At 60.3% G+C, this 17,279-nt stretch carries 17 protein-coding genes and 2 tRNA genes; 2 read left to right on the top strand and 17 right to left on the bottom strand.

From position 1 onward, the window contains the following. The first annotated feature begins 7 nt into the window (after positions 1-7). Entirely contained in the window at positions 8-310 is a 303-nt protein-coding gene (locus ACN0X6_RS21160) for a DUF2845 domain-containing protein (protein WP_417706997.1), read from the top strand. Between the two features lie 217 nt (positions 311-527). Here the strand turns inward: ACN0X6_RS21160 and ACN0X6_RS21155 are convergent, their stop codons facing one another. The 17 genes from ACN0X6_RS21155 to rlmE all read right to left on the bottom strand — a co-directional run bounded on the left by ACN0X6_RS21155 (position 528) and on the right by rlmE (position 16,877). Beyond that, entirely contained in the window at positions 528-725 is a 198-nt protein-coding gene (locus tag ACN0X6_RS21155) for a CsbD family protein (RefSeq protein WP_017675326.1), read from the bottom strand. Positions 726-782: 57 nt separating this feature from the next. Beyond that, positions 783-1,136, bottom strand: coding sequence for a BON domain-containing protein (locus ACN0X6_RS21150; protein ID WP_417706995.1), 354 nt, complete (start codon positions 1,134-1,136; stop codon positions 783-785). Positions 1,137-1,458: 322 nt separating this feature from the next. Beyond that, on the bottom strand, positions 1,459-3,564 hold the full coding sequence (pnp, locus tag ACN0X6_RS21145; protein ID WP_417706993.1) for a polyribonucleotide nucleotidyltransferase: 2,106 nt from the start codon (positions 3,562-3,564) through the stop codon (positions 1,459-1,461). Between the two features lie 171 nt (positions 3,565-3,735). Further along, positions 3,736-4,005 carry a 30S ribosomal protein S15 gene (gene rpsO / locus ACN0X6_RS21140; RefSeq protein ID WP_075749474.1) on the bottom strand — a complete coding sequence of 90 codons (270 nt, stop codon included), beginning with the start codon at positions 4,003-4,005 and terminating at the stop codon, positions 3,736-3,738. Positions 4,006-4,175: 170 nt separating this feature from the next. Next, positions 4,176-5,096, bottom strand: a complete 921-nt coding sequence (gene truB / locus ACN0X6_RS21135; RefSeq protein WP_004424396.1) for a tRNA pseudouridine(55) synthase TruB — start codon at positions 5,094-5,096, stop codon at positions 4,176-4,178. Positions 5,097-5,099: 3 nt separating this feature from the next. After that, positions 5,100-5,492, bottom strand: a complete 393-nt coding sequence (rbfA, locus tag ACN0X6_RS21130) for a 30S ribosome-binding factor RbfA (RefSeq protein ID WP_004424397.1) — start codon at positions 5,490-5,492, stop codon at positions 5,100-5,102. Between the two features lie 109 nt (positions 5,493-5,601). Then, positions 5,602-8,088, bottom strand: a complete 2,487-nt coding sequence (infB, locus tag ACN0X6_RS21125) for a translation initiation factor IF-2 (RefSeq protein WP_417706990.1) — start codon at positions 8,086-8,088, stop codon at positions 5,602-5,604. Positions 8,089-8,115: 27 nt separating this feature from the next. Next, on the bottom strand, positions 8,116-9,597 hold the full coding sequence (gene nusA / locus ACN0X6_RS21120; protein ID WP_160017288.1) for a transcription termination factor NusA: 1,482 nt from the start codon (positions 9,595-9,597) through the stop codon (positions 8,116-8,118). A gap of 160 nt (positions 9,598-9,757) precedes the next feature. Then, a complete protein-coding gene (gene rimP, locus ACN0X6_RS21115; RefSeq protein WP_004424406.1) occupies positions 9,758-10,216 on the bottom strand; it encodes a ribosome maturation factor RimP in 459 nt (152 codons plus the stop codon). A gap of 129 nt (positions 10,217-10,345) precedes the next feature. Then, a tRNA-Met gene (locus tag ACN0X6_RS21110) sits at positions 10,346-10,422 on the bottom strand. A gap of 97 nt (positions 10,423-10,519) precedes the next feature. After that, positions 10,520-10,605, bottom strand: a tRNA-Leu gene (locus tag ACN0X6_RS21105). 7 nt (positions 10,606-10,612) lie between these two features. After that, a complete protein-coding gene (gene secG, locus ACN0X6_RS21100) occupies positions 10,613-10,990 on the bottom strand; it encodes a preprotein translocase subunit SecG (protein ID WP_004424408.1) in 378 nt (125 codons plus the stop codon). Between the two features lie 3 nt (positions 10,991-10,993). Then, positions 10,994-11,749, bottom strand: a complete 756-nt coding sequence (gene tpiA, locus ACN0X6_RS21095; RefSeq protein WP_417706988.1) for a triose-phosphate isomerase — start codon at positions 11,747-11,749, stop codon at positions 10,994-10,996. A 65-nt stretch (positions 11,750-11,814) separates the two neighbouring features. Further along, entirely contained in the window at positions 11,815-13,152 is a 1,338-nt protein-coding gene (gene glmM / locus ACN0X6_RS21090) for a phosphoglucosamine mutase (RefSeq protein ID WP_417706987.1), read from the bottom strand. Between the two features lie 155 nt (positions 13,153-13,307). Then, positions 13,308-14,159 (bottom strand): dihydropteroate synthase, encoded by an 852-nt coding sequence (gene folP, locus ACN0X6_RS21085; RefSeq protein WP_417706986.1) that lies wholly within the window; start codon positions 14,157-14,159, stop codon positions 13,308-13,310. An 8-nt stretch (positions 14,160-14,167) separates the two neighbouring features. Further along, on the bottom strand, positions 14,168-16,081 hold the full coding sequence (ftsH, locus tag ACN0X6_RS21080; protein ID WP_059392582.1) for an ATP-dependent zinc metalloprotease FtsH: 1,914 nt from the start codon (positions 16,079-16,081) through the stop codon (positions 14,168-14,170). A 172-nt stretch (positions 16,082-16,253) separates the two neighbouring features. Then, positions 16,254-16,877, bottom strand: a complete 624-nt coding sequence (gene rlmE, locus ACN0X6_RS21075) for a 23S rRNA (uridine(2552)-2'-O)-methyltransferase RlmE (RefSeq protein ID WP_417706984.1) — start codon at positions 16,875-16,877, stop codon at positions 16,254-16,256. Positions 16,878-16,967: 90 nt separating this feature from the next. On the opposite strand from rlmE, the gene yhbY reads away from it, so the two are divergent. Next, positions 16,968-17,279 (top strand): ribosome assembly RNA-binding protein YhbY, encoded by a 312-nt coding sequence (gene yhbY / locus ACN0X6_RS21070; RefSeq protein ID WP_417706983.1) that lies wholly within the window; start codon positions 16,968-16,970, stop codon positions 17,277-17,279.

Below are 17,279 nucleotides of genomic sequence, written 5' to 3'. Positions count from 1 at the left end.
GGTTGTCATGCGTACATCCACCTGTCTGCTCACCCTGCTGTGCCTGCCACTGATGGCTGAGGCGTCCTCGACCTACCGCTGCGGTAGCGCCCTGGTCAGCAAGACAGCGCCCAGCGCCGAGGTGCTGAACAAATGTGGCGAACCTTCCAGCCGCGATTTTCTCGGCTACAAGGAGGTGGTCGACAGCTACGGTTTTCGCAGCGAAGTGAGCGTCGAGGAGTGGATCTACGGCCCGAAAAGCGGCATGTACCATTTTCTCCGCTTCGAGGGCGGCCGCCTGACCGAGATCCGCAGCAAGCGCGGCAGCTGACGCGAGACTGCATGCAGGACGCAGGTTCCTGAAGCGGCTCGAACGCCCGGCACAAAAAATCAAGGCCCCGCCGGTCACACCGGCGGGGCCTTCGCGCATCCATGCTTGTCGCTGTCCGTGCTGATCAGGCGTCCTGCCCGCAGCCATCCGTGCGCAAGAGATATCCGTTTCTGAACCTGTCCATGCTTGTGCGGCATCCTTGCCCGGTAATCCGTCCTCAGAGCTTGTCGCTGAAATCGCGCAGCTCTTGCTGGGCCTTTTCCTTGGTCCAGCCGTAACGTTCTTGCAGCTTGCCAGCCAGGTATTCACTGTGCCCCTCGGCGACGTCCAGGTCGTCGTCGGTCAGGTTGCCCCAACGCTCCTTCATGCGACCGCTGAGCTGCTTCCATTTGCCTTTGATGATGTCGCTATTCATGGTCATTCTCCCAGTGACAGAAGGTGAGGCCGGGCGCTAGCCCGGCCGGCTCGGCTATCAGTCAGCGGTTTTCAGGGCATCGGCGGACACGTCACGCACACCCTCGATTTCCTTGGTCTTGGCGATAGCCAGATCACGCTCGGCGTCGGTCGCTACCACGCCGGACAGGGAAACCACGCCCTGATTGGTCTCGACCTTGATGTCCAGGGCGCTGAGGTTAGAGTCAGCGACGAAGGTGGACTTCACTTTGCTGGTGATCCAGGTGTCGGATACCGCCTGCTCGGCTTTATCCACAGTGTCATTGGCCGCCAGCATGGTCGACTCTGCGGCGAAGGCCGCCGAGGCCAGCGACATGCTCAGCACGGCAGCGGTCAGGGTGGTAGCGGCAAAACGGTTGATTGGCTGTTTCATGATTCGACTCCTGTACATTCCAGACAATCTGCAAACCAACTCCTGGTTGCAGGTTCAGCAGTACTGTTGCAGGGGCTGTGCCAGGTTTTTCAATAAAATAAATACCTTTAAAAACAAAAACTTAACTAAAATCGCATTACTGCTTTTGATTGCATTTCGCCGAGTCGCAACAAAACACTCGGGCAATTTGCATGATCCGATAACCGGGTAAATCCACGAATGCAGCGGGGGCACACCCCGGGGAACCGGTGAGGCCCCCTGACGATCGCGCACAAAAAAGGCTCCCGCAGGAGCCCTTCTCGTTCGAACAGGCGAACCGTGCTTAGACGCCAGAGGCCTCGGCAGCCGCTACGTCCTTGATCGACAGTTTGATACGGCCGCGGTTGTCCACGTCCAGTACCAGCACCTTCACTTCCTGGCCTTCCTGCAGCACGTCGGTGACCTTCTCCACGCGCTGATCGCTCAGCATGGAGATGTGCACCAGACCGTCCTTGCCCGGCAGGATGTTGACGAAGGCGCCGAAGTCGACGATGCGCTCGACCTTGCCGACGTAGATCTTGCCGATTTCGGCTTCTGCGGTAATGGCCAGTACGCGCTGCTTGGCAGCCTCGGCCGCTTCCTTGGTTTCGCCGAAGATCTTGATCGAGCCGTCGTCTTCGATGTCGATCGAGGCCTTGGTTTCTTCGCAGATACCACGGATGGTCGCGCCACCCTTGCCGATCACGTCGCGAATCTTGTCCTGATCGATCTTCATCGCCAGCATGGTCGGCGCGTTGGCCGACAGCTCGCTGCGCGATTGGGCGATGACCTGGTTCATCTGGCCGAGGATGTTCAGGCGAGCTTCCAGCGCCTGCTCCAGTGCCTGCTCCATGATTTCTTCGGTGATGCCCTGGATCTTGATGTCCATCTGCAGCGCGGTGACGCCTTTGGCGGTACCGGCTACCTTGAAGTCCATGTCGCCGAGGTGGTCTTCGTCGCCGAGGATGTCGGTCAGAACGGCGAATTTCTCACCTTCCAGCACCAGACCCATGGCGATACCGGCAACCGGTGCCTTCATCGGCACACCGGCGTCCATCAGCGCCAGGGAGGCGCCGCAGACCGAAGCCATGGAGGACGAACCGTTGGACTCGGTGATTTCCGACACCACGCGGATGGTGTACGGGAACTCGTCAGCGCTCGGCAGCATGGCGGCAACGCCACGACGGGCCAGACGGCCGTGGCCGATTTCGCGGCGGCCAGTGGCGCCCATGCGACCACACTCACCGACCGAGTACGGCGGGAAGTTGTAGTGCAGCATGAAGGGGTCTTTCTTCTCGCCTTCGAGGGTGTCGAGCAGCTGCGCATCGCGGGCGGTACCGAGGGTGGCAACGACCAGCGCCTGGGTTTCACCACGGGTGAACAGCGCCGAGCCGTGGGTCTTGTCCAGTACGCCGACTTCGATGTTCAGGCCACGCACGGTGCGGGTGTCACGGCCATCGATACGCGGTTTGCCGTTGACGATGTTCTCGCGCACGGTGCGGTATTCGATCTCGCCGAAGGCGTCTTTGACTTCACCAGCGCTAGGCTGGCCGTCTTCACCGGAGAACTTGGCGACGACCTGATCACGCAGCTCGCCCAGACGCGCGTAGCGGTCCTGCTTGATGGTGATGGTGTAGGCCTGGGAAATCGCGTCACCGAACTCGCCACGGATGGCGTTGAGCAGAGCGGTGTTTTCCGGCTTCGGCTGCCAGTCCCAGGTCGGCTTGCCGGCTTCTGCAGCCAGCTCGGCGACAGCCTGAATGACAACCTGGAACTCCTCGTGGGCAAACAGCACGGCGCCCAGCATCTGGTCTTCGGTCAGCTCTTTGGCTTCCGATTCGACCATCAGCACGGCGTCCTTGGTGCCGGCCACGACCATGTCCAGGCTCGAAGCCTTGAGCTGCTCGTAATTGGGGTTCAGCAGGTAGCCGGTTTCCGGGTGGAAGGCGACGCGCGCAGCACCGATCGGGCCGCTGAACGGAATACCGGAGATGGCCAGGGCAGCCGAGGTACCGATCATCGCAGCGATGTCCGGATCGGTCTTCTTGCTGGTGGAAACCACGGTGCAGATGACCTGCACTTCGTTCTGGAAGCCTTCCGGGAACAGCGGACGGATCGGGCGGTCGATCAGACGCGAGGTCAGGGTTTCTTTCTCGGAAGGACGCGCTTCACGCTTGAAGAAACCACCTGGGATCTTGCCGGCAGCGTAGGTCTTTTCCTGGTAGTGCACGGACAGCGGGAAGAAGCCTTTGCTCGGGTCGGCAGTCTTGGCGCCGGTTACGGCAACCAGCACGCTGACGTCGTCGTCAACGGTGACCAGCACTGCGCCGGAGGCTTGACGGGCGATACGGCCAGTCTCGAGGGTAACGGTCGACTGACCGAACTGGAATTTCTTGATTACCGGGTTCACGGTGTTTTCCTTCTCTTTGTTGCCTTGGGGGAAATTGGAAAGAGGCGCGGGAATCGGACCCGGTGCATCCCTCGAAAAGCCAAAAGCTGGAAGCCCGGCGCCGCGAGGTGAGGATCACTCCCCACTCGCGACGCCGAACTCCCAGCTTCCAACTTGTGCAGCTCGCGTCTATTAACGACGCAGGCCCAGGCGACCGATCAGGGCGCTGTAACGACTGGCGTCTTTACCCTTCAGGTAATCCAGCAGCTTACGACGCTGGTTAACCATACGGATCAGACCACGACGGCTGTGGTGATCCTTGCCGTTGGCCTTGAAGTGACCTTGCAGCTTGTTGATGTTGGCGGTCAGCAGGGCAACCTGCACTTCCGGACTACCGGTATCGCCTTCAGCTTGCTTGTAGTCGTTAACGATCTGGGCTTTTTCTTCAACGCTGAGTGCCATGTTGGCTTCCTCTCATCTGGAAACTGCCGAAGCAGTCTCAATAGGCCGGAAATCGCTTCCCGTGTTTTAAAAAGAGGTATGACCGTGCCTACTAACAGCCACCCTCGCAGTACCTGATGACGACATCGTCAGCATCAGGCTTTCAGCCCTCTCGGCCGAACCGTTCGGTGCTACGCACCGGTATAAATCAATCGACGCGGGGCGATACGCCCATCGTCGCTCACTTCACCGATCCCGATGAAGCGACCATTGTGGTCCTGCACCCGCACCATGCCGAACTTCGGCGCTTCCGGCGCGCGCACCGGCTGCCCTTGCAACCAGTAGAACGCGCTGTGCTCGGAGAACTGCAGCAGCGGCCAGTCCTGCAGACCGCTATCGGCCGGTAGCAGGAAGCGATCCAGCGCCTCGTTGCCACCTTCGGCGTGTGCGGCCTCCAGCTCTTCCAGCGTCACGGTACGCGTCAGGTCGAATGGCCCCGCCTTGGTACGGCGCAGCTCGGCGACATGCGCACCGCAGCCGAGCAACTGGCCGAGATCCTCGACCAGCGTACGAATATAGGTGCCTTTGCTGCAATCAACCGCCAGACGGGCCTGCTCGCCTTCGCAGGCCAGCAGTTCCAGGCGCGCAATAGTAACAGAACGCGCTTCGCGCTCCACTACTTCCCCGGCACGCGCCAGCTTGTAGAGTGGCTGACCATCCTTCTTCAACGCCGAGTACATCGGCGGTATCTGCTTGATTTCACCGCGAAAACGCGGCAGCAGCGCCTCGATCTCGGCGCGACCGACGGTCACCGGGCGACGTTCGATAACATCGCCTTCGGCATCGCCAGTGGTCGTGGTGACGCCCAACTGAGCGACCGTCTCGTAGCCCTTGTCAGCGTCGAGCAGATACTGGGAGAACTTGGTTGCCTCACCGAAGCACAGCGGCAACACACCGGTGGCCAAGGGGTCGAGGCTGCCGGTATGGCCGGCCTTCTCGGCATTGAGCAGCCAACGCACCTTCTGCAGCGCGGCGTTGGACGTGAAACCGTGCGGTTTGTCGAGCAGGATGATGCCGTCGACCTTGCGGCGAATACGTTTGACCTGCGCCACGCCTTACTCCTTGGAACCTGCGGTGTCGTCGTGCAGACGATCTTCCGCCACGGCACGCTCGATCAGTGCCGACAGGTGAGCACCGCGCTGGACGCTCTCGTCGTAGTGGAAGTGCAGCTGTGGCACGCTGCGCAGCTTCATCGCCTTGCCCAGCTGCATGCGCAGGAAACCGGCCGCGTCGTTGAGTACCTTGAGGCTCTCTTTGATCGCCTCGGCATCATCCTGCCCCATGACGGTGATGAAGACCTTGGCGTGACCGATATCGCGACTGACGTCGACTGCGGTGATGGTCACCAGCCCCAGACGCGGGTCCTTGACCTCACGCCGGATAAGCTGGGCCAGTTCGCGTTGCATCTGGTCGCCGATACGCTGGGTACGGCTGTAATCTTTGGCCATTTTCTACTTACCTTTACTTCGTCCGCTGTCTGTTCGCCAGCGGACTCAAAAGCGGCAAACGCCCGGCCGCGCGAATGCGGGGCCGGGCGTTGCGTGTTGCGACTCGCGATTACAGGCTGCGAGCCACCTGGACTTTCTCGAACACTTCGATCTTGTCGCCGACCTTGACGTCGTTGTAGCTCTTCACCGCGATACCGCACTCCATGCCGTTACGCACTTCGGCGACGTCGTCCTTGAAGCGACGCAGCGATTCCAGCTCACCTTCGAAGATCACCACGTCTTCACGCAGGACGCGGATCGGACGGTTACGGAAGACAGTGCCTTCGATGACCATGCAACCGGCAACCGCGCCAAACTTCGGCGAACGGAACACGTCACGCACTTCGGCGGTACCCAGGATGTTCTCGCGAACATCGCTGCCGAGCATACCGGTGAGCGCCTTCTTGACGTCTTCGATGATGTCGTAGATGACGTTGTAGTAGCGCATGTCCAGGCCTTCGGCCTCGACGATCTTGCGCGCACCGGCGTCAGCACGGACGTTGAAGCCGAACAGCACGGCATTCGAAGCCAGCGCCAGGTTGGCATCGGACTCGGTGATACCACCGACGCCGCCACCGACCACGCGCACTTGCACTTCGTCGTTGCCCAGGGTGCTGAGCGAGCCTTGCAGGGCTTCCAGAGAACCACGCACATCGGACTTGAGCACGATGTTGAGGGTTTTCTTCTCTTCCTGGCCCATGTTCTCGAAGATGTTTTCCAGCTTGCCGGCGTGAGCACGGGCCAGCTTGACCTCGCGGAACTTGCCTTGACGGAACAGGGCAACTTCGCGGGCCTTCTTCTCGTCGGCGACCACGGTCATGTCGTCACCGGCATCCGGCGTGCCATCGAGGCCGAGGATCTCGACCGGAATGGACGGACCGGCTTCCTTGATCGGCTTGCCGTTCTCGTCAAGCATGGCACGCACACGGCCATAGTTGACGCCGACCAGGACCATGTCGCCCTGACGCAGGGTACCGTCCTGAACCAGCACGGTGGCCACCGGGCCACGGCCCTTGTCCAGACGCGATTCGACCACCACACCACGGCCCGGGGCCGACGGAGTGGCTTTCAGCTCGAGAACTTCAGCCTGCAGCAGTACGGCTTCGAGCAGCTCGTCGATGCCGGTACCCATCTTGGCCGACACATGCACGTAAGGTGCATCGCCGCCCCACTCTTCCGGGATCACGTCGAGAGCGGCCAGGCCGTTCTTGATGTTGTCCGGGTTGGCATCGGGCTTGTCGATCTTGTTCACCGCAACCACGATCGGCACGCCAGCCGCTTTCGCGTGCTGTACGGCTTCCTGGGTCTGCGGCATCACGCCGTCGTCAGCTGCAACGACCAGGATGACGATGTCGGTCGCCTTGGCGCCACGTGCACGCATGGCGGTAAACGCGGCGTGACCGGGGGTGTCGAGGAAGGTGACCATGCCACGTTCGGTTTCGACGTGGTAAGCACCGATGTGCTGGGTGATGCCACCCGCTTCACCGGAAGCCACCTTGGCGCGACGGATGTAGTCGAGCAGCGAGGTCTTACCATGGTCGACGTGGCCCATGACGGTCACCACCGGCGCACGGGACATGGCCTCGCCTTCGAACTTCAGCGACTCGGCCAGCGAATCTTCCAGGGCGGTATCGCTGACCAGCTTGACCTTGTGGCCCAGCTCTTCGGCGATCAGCTGGGCAGTTTCCTGATCCAGCACCTGGTTGATGGTGGCCGGGGTGCCCATCTTGAACATGAACTTGATGACTTCGGCGGCCTTGACCGACATCTGCTGAGCCAGATCGCCCACCGTGATGGTTTCGCCAATGGCTACTTCACGCACCACCGGACCGGCCGGAGCCTGGAAGCCATGCTGGTTGCGCTTCTTCATCTTCGACTTGCCGCGGCCACCACGACGGAAACCGTCGCTTTCTTCATCGACGCTACGCGGAGCGACGCGCGGAGCCGGCGCCTTCTCCTTGGTAGCAGGGCGATGCTGGGTGTGCTTACGATCACGACGCTCGTCTTCATCAGTGCGTGCCTTCTCGGGGCGACGCACTTCTTCTTTCTTGCGCTCGACTTCGACGACCGGAGCGGCAACCACCGGCTCGCTGACAGGCGTCGGCGTGGCAGCTGGTGCTGCGGGATCGGTAGCAGCAGTGGCAGCCTGGCGCTTGGCTTCTTCTTCGGCCTTGCGCTTGGCTTCTTCCTCGGCCTTCAGGCGCTCGGCCTCGGCAGCGGCGCGCTGCGCTTCCAGCTCGCGCTGCTTCTCGGCTTCGATCTCTTCCGGGCTGCGCTTGACGAAGGTTTTCTTCTTGCGCACTTCAACACTGATGGTCTTGCTGCCAGCAACGCGCAGGGTGCTGGTGGTCTTGCGCTGCAAGGTGATCTTGCGCGGCTCTTCGACCTTGTCGCCGTGACTGCTCTTGAGATGGGCCAGCAGGGCCTGTTTCTCACTATCGGTCACTACTTGTTCGGCACTGTCATGGGACAGGCCAGCTTCACGCATCTGCTGCAGCAGGCGCTCAACCGGGGTGTCGACCACTGTGGCCAGTTCTTTAACCGTGACTTGCGTCATGCATCTTTCTCCTCAGGCCGCAACCGCTTATTCGAACCAATGGGCTCGGGCGGCCATGATCAGCTTGCCGGCACGTTCTTCGTCGATGCCGTCGATGTCGAGCAGGTCGTCAATCGACTGCTCGGCCAGGTCTTCACGGGTAATCACGCCGCGCAGCGCGAGCTCTAGAGCCAGCGCCTTGTCCATGCCTTCCAGCTCCAGCAAATCATCTGCCGGATGGGCATCGGCCAACTTCTCCTCGTTGGCGATCGCCTTGGTCAGCAGACGATCCTTGGCCCGTGCACGCAGCTCATTGACGATCTCCTCGTCGAAGCCATCGATACTGAGCATTTCTTCCATGGGTACGTAGGCAATCTCTTCGAGACTGGTGAAACCCTCTTCGACCAGGACTTGAGCCAGTTCTTCATCGACTTCCAGCTCGTCGACGAAGGACTGCATGATGTCGCCGGTTTCTGCCTGCTGCTTGGCCTGGATGTCCGCTTCGGTCATCACGTTCAGGGTCCAGCCGGTCAACTGACTGGCAAGACGCACGTTCTGACCGCCACGACCAATGGCCTGGGCCAGGTTGTCTTCGCCAACGGCGATGTCCATGGCATGGGCATCTTCATCGACGATGATCGCAGCCACTTCAGCCGGCGACATGGCATTGATGACGAACTGTGCAGGGTTGTCGTCCCACAGCACGATATCGACGCGCTCACCGCCCAGCTCGCCGGAAACGGCCTGGACGCGCGAACCACGCATACCGATGCAGGCGCCCTGCGGGTCGATACGCTTGTCTTTGGAGCGCACGGCGATCTTGGCGCGCGAACCCGGATCACGGGAAGCAGCCTTGACGTCGATCAGCCCTTCGGCGATTTCCGGTACTTCGATGCGGAACAGCTCGATCAGCATTTCCGGAGCGGTACGCGACAGGATCAGCTGCGGACCGCGGTTCTCGGTACGAATTTCCTTGAGCAGAGCACGCAGACGCACACCCACGCGGAAAGTCTCACGCGGGATGATGTCTTCACGTGCCAGCAGCGCCTCGGCGTTGTTGCCCAGATCAACGATGACGTTGTCGCGGGTGACCTTCTTCACGGTGCCGGAGATGATCTCGCCCAGGCGTTCGCGGTAGGCGTCGACGACCTGAGCACGCTCGGCCTCGCGCACTTTCTGCACGATGACCTGCTTGGCGGTCTGCGCGGCGATGCGCCCGAACTCGATGGAGTCGACCTTCTCTTCGAGCACAGCACCGATCTTGGCGTTGGCCTCGACGGCCTGCGGCATATCTTCGGTCACCTGGTAGGCCGGGTCCTCGAACTCGGACTCATCGACCACGGTCCAGCGCCGGAAAGTTTCGTAGCTACCGTTCTGACGGTTGATCGACACGCGCAGATCGACTTCGTCCTCGAAACGTTTCTTGGTGGCGGTCGCCAGAGCCAGCTCCAGCGCCTCGAAAATCACGCCGGCCGGTACACCCTTTTCGTTGGATACCGACTCAACAACCAGCAGTACTTCTTTGCTCATCGTACGCCTCGCCTTTCGCAATCCATTGGTTCTGCGCAGTCCGCGTCACGTTCACGCCATTGGCGCTGTCTACGCACGCTGCCGCGCTACCTTCGCGCCATCTGTGTCGCTCGCGCTGCGCCGACAATCGGCAGTCCAGCAGCGCCACAGAGTCCGCGTCTCAATCAAATCGGGGGATGATATTGGCCTTGTCGATCAGGTCGATCGGCAACAGATACTCGTGGTCATCCACCTGAACTACCACGTCCTGCTCCTCCACACCGCGAAGGAGGCCCTGGAAGTTACGACGCCCGTCGAAAGGCGAACGCAGCTTGATCTTCACCTGTTCACCGGCATGCGTCGCAAACTGTTCGAGGGTGAACAACGGACGATCCATGCCAGGAGAAGAAACTTCCAGTGTGTACTCCGAGGTAATCGGATCCTCGACATCGAGTACACCACTGAGCTGACGGCTGACGATTTCACAATCATCGATCAGGATGCCATCGGCTTTATCGATATAGACACGCAGCAGCGAATGACGCCCCTGCGACAGGAACTCGATGCCCCAACATTGGTAACCGAGCGCCTCGATTACCGGGGCCAACAAGGCCTGCAACTGTTCTAGCTTGCTCGACACTTAACGGCCCTCGTGCATGCTGTGCAAATAAAAAATGGGCGAAACGCCCATCCCTTCAATCCGCCGTAAATACCAACGGACACTGTCTTTCAGCTAACAAAAAGCCCCTGAAAAGGGGCCTGCTGAAACTGGTTGCGGGGGCAGGATTTGAACCTACGACCTTCGGGTTATGAGCCCGACGAGCTACCAGACTGCTCCACCCCGCGTCAAAGCTGGGCCGGAATTATACGGCCACCCCCTGGCGAGGGTCAACCAAACACTCCAGCAACAAGAAAGCCCGCGAACTGCGGGCTTTCTTGAGTATGGTACCGAGGAGGGGACTCGAACCCCTACAGCCTATGGCCACTACCACCTCAAGGTAGCGTGTCTACCAATTCCACCACCTCGGCAAAACTGTTACTGCTCTGGAGCCTCCGGCACGTCCGAAGCATCGGACGCTGGCGCTTGCTCTTCGAGCACCGGCACGTCTTCGACAGCCGGTTTTTGTTGAACTTCCAGAACCGCTGGATCTGGCAGACCAACCTGAGTCAGTGCATCAGCTTTTTCTTTAGCAAAGAACGCTAAACCCAAGCTGGTAATGAAAAAAGCCGCGGCGAGTATACCAGTAAACTTACTCAGAAAGGTAGAGGAACCTTGGCTTCCGAATACAGTTGCCGAAGCACCCGAACCGAACGACGCACCCGCGTCAGCACCCTTACCCTGCTGCAACAGCACCAGCACTACAATCCCGATCGCACCCAGCAGGTGCAGAACAACAATGACTGTTTCCAGCATTCTTCAGTTTCCTGCAGCGCGACAGATCGCACCGAATTCATCCGCATTCAGAGAGGCGCCACCTACGAGCCCCCCATCGATATCCCGCATGCCGAACAACTCGACAGCACTGGCGGCCTTCACACTGCCGCCATAAAGAATTCTCAACTCACTCGCAACACCCGCATCGAGCTGCGCGACTTGCGCGCGGATCGCTGCGTGCACTTCCTGAGCCTGCTCGGGTGTAGCGGTCAACCCGGTGCCGATGGCCCATACAGGCTCATAGGCAACTACGGCGTTTTTCAGCGCACCGACACTCAATGCATCGATCACTGCGGCCAACTGGCCACCCACCACACCCAGCGTTGCATTCGCTTCACGTTGCTCGCGGGTTTCACCCACACAGAGCACAGGCGTCAGACCTGCAGCCTGTACTGCCGCAAACTTGCGCACGACCACCTCATCACTTTCACCCAGGATCAGGCGACGCTCCGAGTGACCAACCAGCACCAGCTCACAGCCACCATCGACCAGCTGACTGACTGCCAGCTCACCGGTCAAGGCACCCTGCTCTACCTGCGCCGCACAATCTTGCGCTCCAACCTTCACCGCTTTAGCAGCCAGGCCTTCGACGACCTGAGCGATGTGCAGACTGGAGGGAAACACTGCGACATCCACATCAGCAGGCAACTCCTGCCGACGCAACCCCTCGATCAGCTCTGCGACGCTTGCGCGGGTACCGTGCATTTTCCAGTTACCAGCGACCAAGGTGCGACGCATGTTTTGCCTCGTCGATCAAAGAGGGCGCAGATGTTACCCAAGAGCACCCTCGGTAGCAAGCTCAATCAAGCACAGACTTCGGCAACAATCTTAGCCAATTCATCGGCATAGCCGCGAACCGAGCTTTCCTCGTCGCCTTCGACCATCACCCGCACCAACGGCTCGGTACCGGACTTGCGCAGCAGCACTCGACCACGCCCAGCCATGCTCTCGGTAACCCGCGCGCAGGCTTCCTTCACCGAAGGATGTTCGAGCGGATCGAGCGCACCGGAGAAACGCACATTGACCAGCACCTGCGGACACTTCTTCAGACCACTGCGCGCATCGACCAGGCTCTGGCCACGGCGCTTGAGCGCCATCAACACCTGGAGGGCTGCAATGATCGCATCGCCAGTCGTGGTGTGCTGGAAGCACACCAGGTGCCCCGAATTCTCGCCACCGAGCTGCCAGTTGCGCGCCAGCAATTCAGCGATCACATAGCGATCTCCCACATTGGCACGAATGAATGGGATGTTCAGATCGGCCAGAGCCAGTTCCAGCCCGAGATTGCTCATCAGCGTGCCGACCACACCACCACGCAGCCGCCCACGCTCCTGCAGATCACGCGCAATGATGAACAGCAGTTCATCACCATCGACCACCGCACCATACTGGTCGACCATCAGCACGCGATCGGCATCGCCATCGAAGGCGATACCCAGATCAGCCTGCTGCGCGACCACTTCGGCCTGCAGCGCTGCAATATGGGTGGAGCCACATGCATCATTGATATTGAGACCATCGGGCTGCGCCGCAATGACCCGAACCTCCGCACCCAGCTCGCGAAACACGCTAGGCGCAACCTTGTAGGCAGCACCATGGGCGCAATCGATGACGATCTTCAGGCCTTTGAAGCTGGTGCCGCTGGGCACGCTGCCCTTGCAGAACTCGATGTAGCGACCAGAGGCATCGTTGATCCGCGAAGCCTTGCCAATACCGGCAGATTCGACCACGGTCATCGGCTGATCGAGCAACTCTTCGATCATCAGCTCGACATCGTCCGGAAGCTTGGTGCCTTCGCTGGAGAAGAACTTGATGCCGTTATCGTCATGCGGATTGTGCGAAGCACTGATTACGATACCGGCATCGGCCTGGAAGGTGCGCGTCAGATAGGCAATGGCTGGCGTCGGCATCGGCCCGAGCAACTGCACGTCCGCACCTGCGGCAGCCAGCCCCGCCTCGAGGGCGGACTCGAACATGTAGCCGGAAATACGCGTGTCCTTGCCGATCAGGATGCGGCACTTGCCCTGCTTGCGAAACGCCATGCCAGCCGCCCAACCGAGCTTGAGCATGAAATCCGGAGTAATGGGAAACTGGCCGACGCGACCACGAATACCGTCGGTGCCGAAGTACTTTCTAGCCATAACGCTTTCCTTGTTAGCAGGCCATTGAAAACTACCTGCGTTGTCTGGCCGTCGTTAAAAACAGCCTCAAAATGCTCATTTACAACACGTAGACTCCGCTTTCTCGGCTGTTTTTGCCTAACCCAGACCGCCTGGTCTACGTGTTCAAAGGCCTGCTATTGCGCAGCTTCAACCGCAGCGATCATGCGCACCACATCCACCGTTTCGGCGACATCGTGCACACGTAGAATATGTGCGCCCTTGGTCAACGCCAGAGCCGCCAAGGCCAGGCTGCCGTAGAGGCGGCCACCAACCTCGTGACCGAGCACCTTGCCGATCATGCTCTTGCGTGAAACGCCAACCAGCAAGGGCCGCCCCAACGCAGAGAGCTCACCCATGCGCCTGAACAGGGCGAGATTGTGCTCCAGGGTCTTGGCAAAACCAAAGCCCGGATCGAGCAGGATCCGCTCAGCGGGAATACCGGCTGTCGCACAGGCAGCCATGCGCTCGACGAGAAAGTCACGCACCTCAGCGACGACGTCCGGATACTGCGGATCATCCTGCATGTTGCCGGGCTCACCGCGCATATGCATCAGACACACCGGCAGACCAGTATCTGCCGCTGCATCCAGAGCGCCATCACGCTGCAACGAACGCACATCATTGATCAGCCCAGCGCCCAGCCTTGCGCTTTCGCGCATGACTGCGGGCGTCGAGGTATCCACGGAAATGATCACGTCGAGCTCACGGGCGATGGCTTCGACCATCGGCGCGACCCGCTCCAGCTCCTCGGTCGGCGAAACGCTTCGCGCCCCGGGACGGGTGGATTCACCGCCGATATCGATCAACGTCGCACCTGCGGCGACCATCTGCTCGGCGTGACGCAATGCAGCATCGCGCGCCGTGAAGCGCCCACCGTCGGAAAAGGAATCGGGGGTGACATTGAGGATGCCCATCACTTGCGGACGGGACAAATCAAGAAGCCGGCTACCACAGGGTAGCCGGCTCGGGTGTAGCGCTTGAGACATATGAAACCTTAGTGCTCGGCCGCCGGCCCGCCAATGGGCTTTTCAGAACGATCGGGCTCGTCGACCTTGGCCTGCGGAGCACCGGAGTCACCGCCACCATCCCAGCCGCGTGGCTCACGAGGCTCGCGACCATTCATGATGTCGTCGATCTGCTCGGCGTCGATGGTTTCGTACTTCATCAGCGCTTCGGCCATGGCATCGAGCTTGTCACGGTTCTCTACCAGCAGCTTCTTGGCCGTGGCGTAGCATTCATCGATGATGCGACGCACTTCCTCGTCGATCAGTTTGGCAGTCTCGCCGGACACATTGCTGGCCTGGCTGCCCATGCTACGACCCAGGAAGACTTCACCCTCTTCTTCGGCATACATCAGCGGGCCCAGCTTCTCGGACAGGCCCCACTTGGTGACCATGTTCTTGGCCAACTGGGTGGCGCGCATGATGTCGTTCGAGGCGCCCGTGGTGACACCATCGAAACCCAGGGTCATTTCTTCGGCGATACGGCCACCGAACAGCGAGCAGATCTGGCTGATCAGGGCGCGCTTGCTGAGGCTGTAACGATCTTCTTCCGGCAGGAACATGGTCACACCGAGGGCACGACCACGCGGAATGATGGACACCTTGTAGACCGGGTCATGCTCGGGCACCAGACGCCCAACGATAGCGTGGCCTGCCTCGTGGAAGGCGGTGTTGAGCTTCTCCTTGTCGGACATGACCATGGTCTTGCGCTCGGCGCCCATCATGATCTTGTCCTTGGCCAGCTCGAATTCCTTCATTTCCACCAGGCGCTTGCCAGCGCGAGCGGCGAACAGAGAAGCTTCGTTGACCAGGTTGGCCAGATCGGCACCGGAGAAACCCGGGGTACCGCGCGCGATGACCGCCGGATTGACGTCGTCGCCCATCGGCACCTTGCGCATGTGCACTTTCAGAATCTGTTCGCGACCGCGAATGTCCGGAAGACCCACGACGACCTGACGGTCGAAACGGCCAGGACGCAGCAACGCCGGGTCGAGAACGTCCGGACGGTTGGTGGCCGCAATGACGATGATGCCATCGTTCATTTCGAAGCCGTCCATCTCCACCAGCAACTGGTTGAGGGTCTGCTCACGCTCGTCGTGACCGCCGCCCATGCCGGCGCCACGATGGCGACCCACGGCGTCGATCTCGTCGATGAAGATGATGCACGGCGCGTGCTTCTTGGCCTGATCGAACATGTCGCGAACACGGCTGGCGCCCACACCGACGAACATCTCGACGAAGTCGGAACCGGAAATGGTGAAGAACGGTACCTTGGCTTCGCCGGCAACGGCCTTGGCCAGCAGGGTCTTACCGGTACCCGGCGAGCCGACCATCAGCACGCCGCGCGGGATACGACCGCCCAGGCGTTGGAACTTGCCCGGATCACGGAGGAATTCGACCAGCTCGCTGACTTCTTCCTTGGCCTCGTCGCAACCGGCAACGTCGGCGAAGGTGGTCTTGACCTGATCCTCGGAGAGCAGGCGTGCCTTGGACTTGCCGAAGCTCATCGGCCCGCCCTTGCCGCCGGCGCCACCTTGCATCTGGCGCATGAAGAACATGAATACGGCGATGATCACCAGGATCGGGAAGCTGGCGACCAGCAACTGAGTCCAGATGCTCTGCTGCTCAGGCTGCTTGCCTTCGATGACCACGTTGTTGTCGATCAGGTCGCCGATCAGGCCGCCGTCCTGAATCGCCGGACGGATGGTTTTGAAACCCTCACCGTCGGTACGCTTGCCGGTGATCACGTAACCATCGACGGTCACGCGCTCGACGCGCCCTTCCTTCACCTGTTCGATGAATTGCGAGTAGCTCAGGGTCTGCGGCTCGCTCGGGCTGGAAAAGTTGTTCATCACGGTAACCAGCACCGCCGCGATGATCAGCCACAGAATCAGATTCTTTGCCATGTCGTTCAATTAGCTACCCTCTGAAGCAGGCCTCGTGGCGAAGCGGGCTTCCCATGACGACCAATGATATACCGACTAACTTACACCAAACGCCCGCGTCCCGCAGGCGCCGTCTGTAACCCTTTATGAGGTTTCTGCCACTGAGATCGACAGGGCGGACAACCGTTTCAACTCATACGCCGCGAAAGCCACGCGCCAGCATATATTGCTCACGGGAGCGATCACGCGAGGACAGCGGCTTGCGCATCTGCACCTTGTCGAAGGTCTCACGCACCTGCCTGTGGTAGGCGTCGAAACCTTCACCCTGGAAAATCTTGATCAGAAAATCGCCACCTGGACGCAGCACACGCCCGGCCAGGTCCAGCGCCAGCTCGCACAGATACATCGCGCGCGCCTGATCGGCGGTTCTTACCCCACTCATATTGGGGGCCATATCGGAAATAACAAGGTCCACCGGATTTTCGCCGATGGCCTCGAGAATCTGCGCGAAGACAGCGTCATCGGTGAAATCACCCTGAATGAAGGTGACATCGGGAATGCTGTCCATCTCCAGGATGTCGGAAGCGATCAGCCGCCCCTTGTCGCCGATCACCCGACTGGTGACCTGCGACCAGCCGCCTGGCGCCGCGCCAAGGTCGACCACGGTCATGCCCGGGCGCAGGATGCGATCCTTCTCCTGGATTTCCAGCAGCTTGTAGCTGGCGCGCGAACGATAGCCGTCCTTCTGCGCCATCTTCACGTATGGATCATCGAAATGTTCTTTCAGCCAACGCTGGCTGGTCTTGGAACGTGCCACTGAAACCTCTGACTCAACGGGTCATGAATAACTGCGCGGGCTCGGGTAAGATAGGCGCCGTTTTCCAGACCGAATTAGGTACTAACGATTATGCCGCTCACTCAAGAGCAGAAGAAACAATTCAAATCTATCGGCCACCACCTGAAACCTGTATTGATCGTGGCTGACAATGGTTTGACCGAGGGCGTGCTGGCCGAACTGGACCGCGCCCTGAACGATCACGAGCTGATCAAGGTACAGCTGCGCCTCACTGAACGCGAGGATCGCCAGGCGGCCATTGTAGCCCTGTGCGAGAACGGACGCGCGGAACTGGTCCAGTCGATCGGCAAGGTCGCCCTGCTCTATCGCAAGAACCCCAAGGCGAATCGCAACCTGTCCAACGTTATCCGTTACCAGGGGTGA

Source organism: Pseudomonas sp., from assembly GCF_048269965.1.
Lineage (GTDB): Bacteria > Pseudomonadota > Gammaproteobacteria > Pseudomonadales > Pseudomonadaceae > Aquipseudomonas.
The sequence above is the reverse complement of the archived record's forward strand: the minus strand, read 5'-3'. Positions and strand labels throughout refer to the sequence as shown.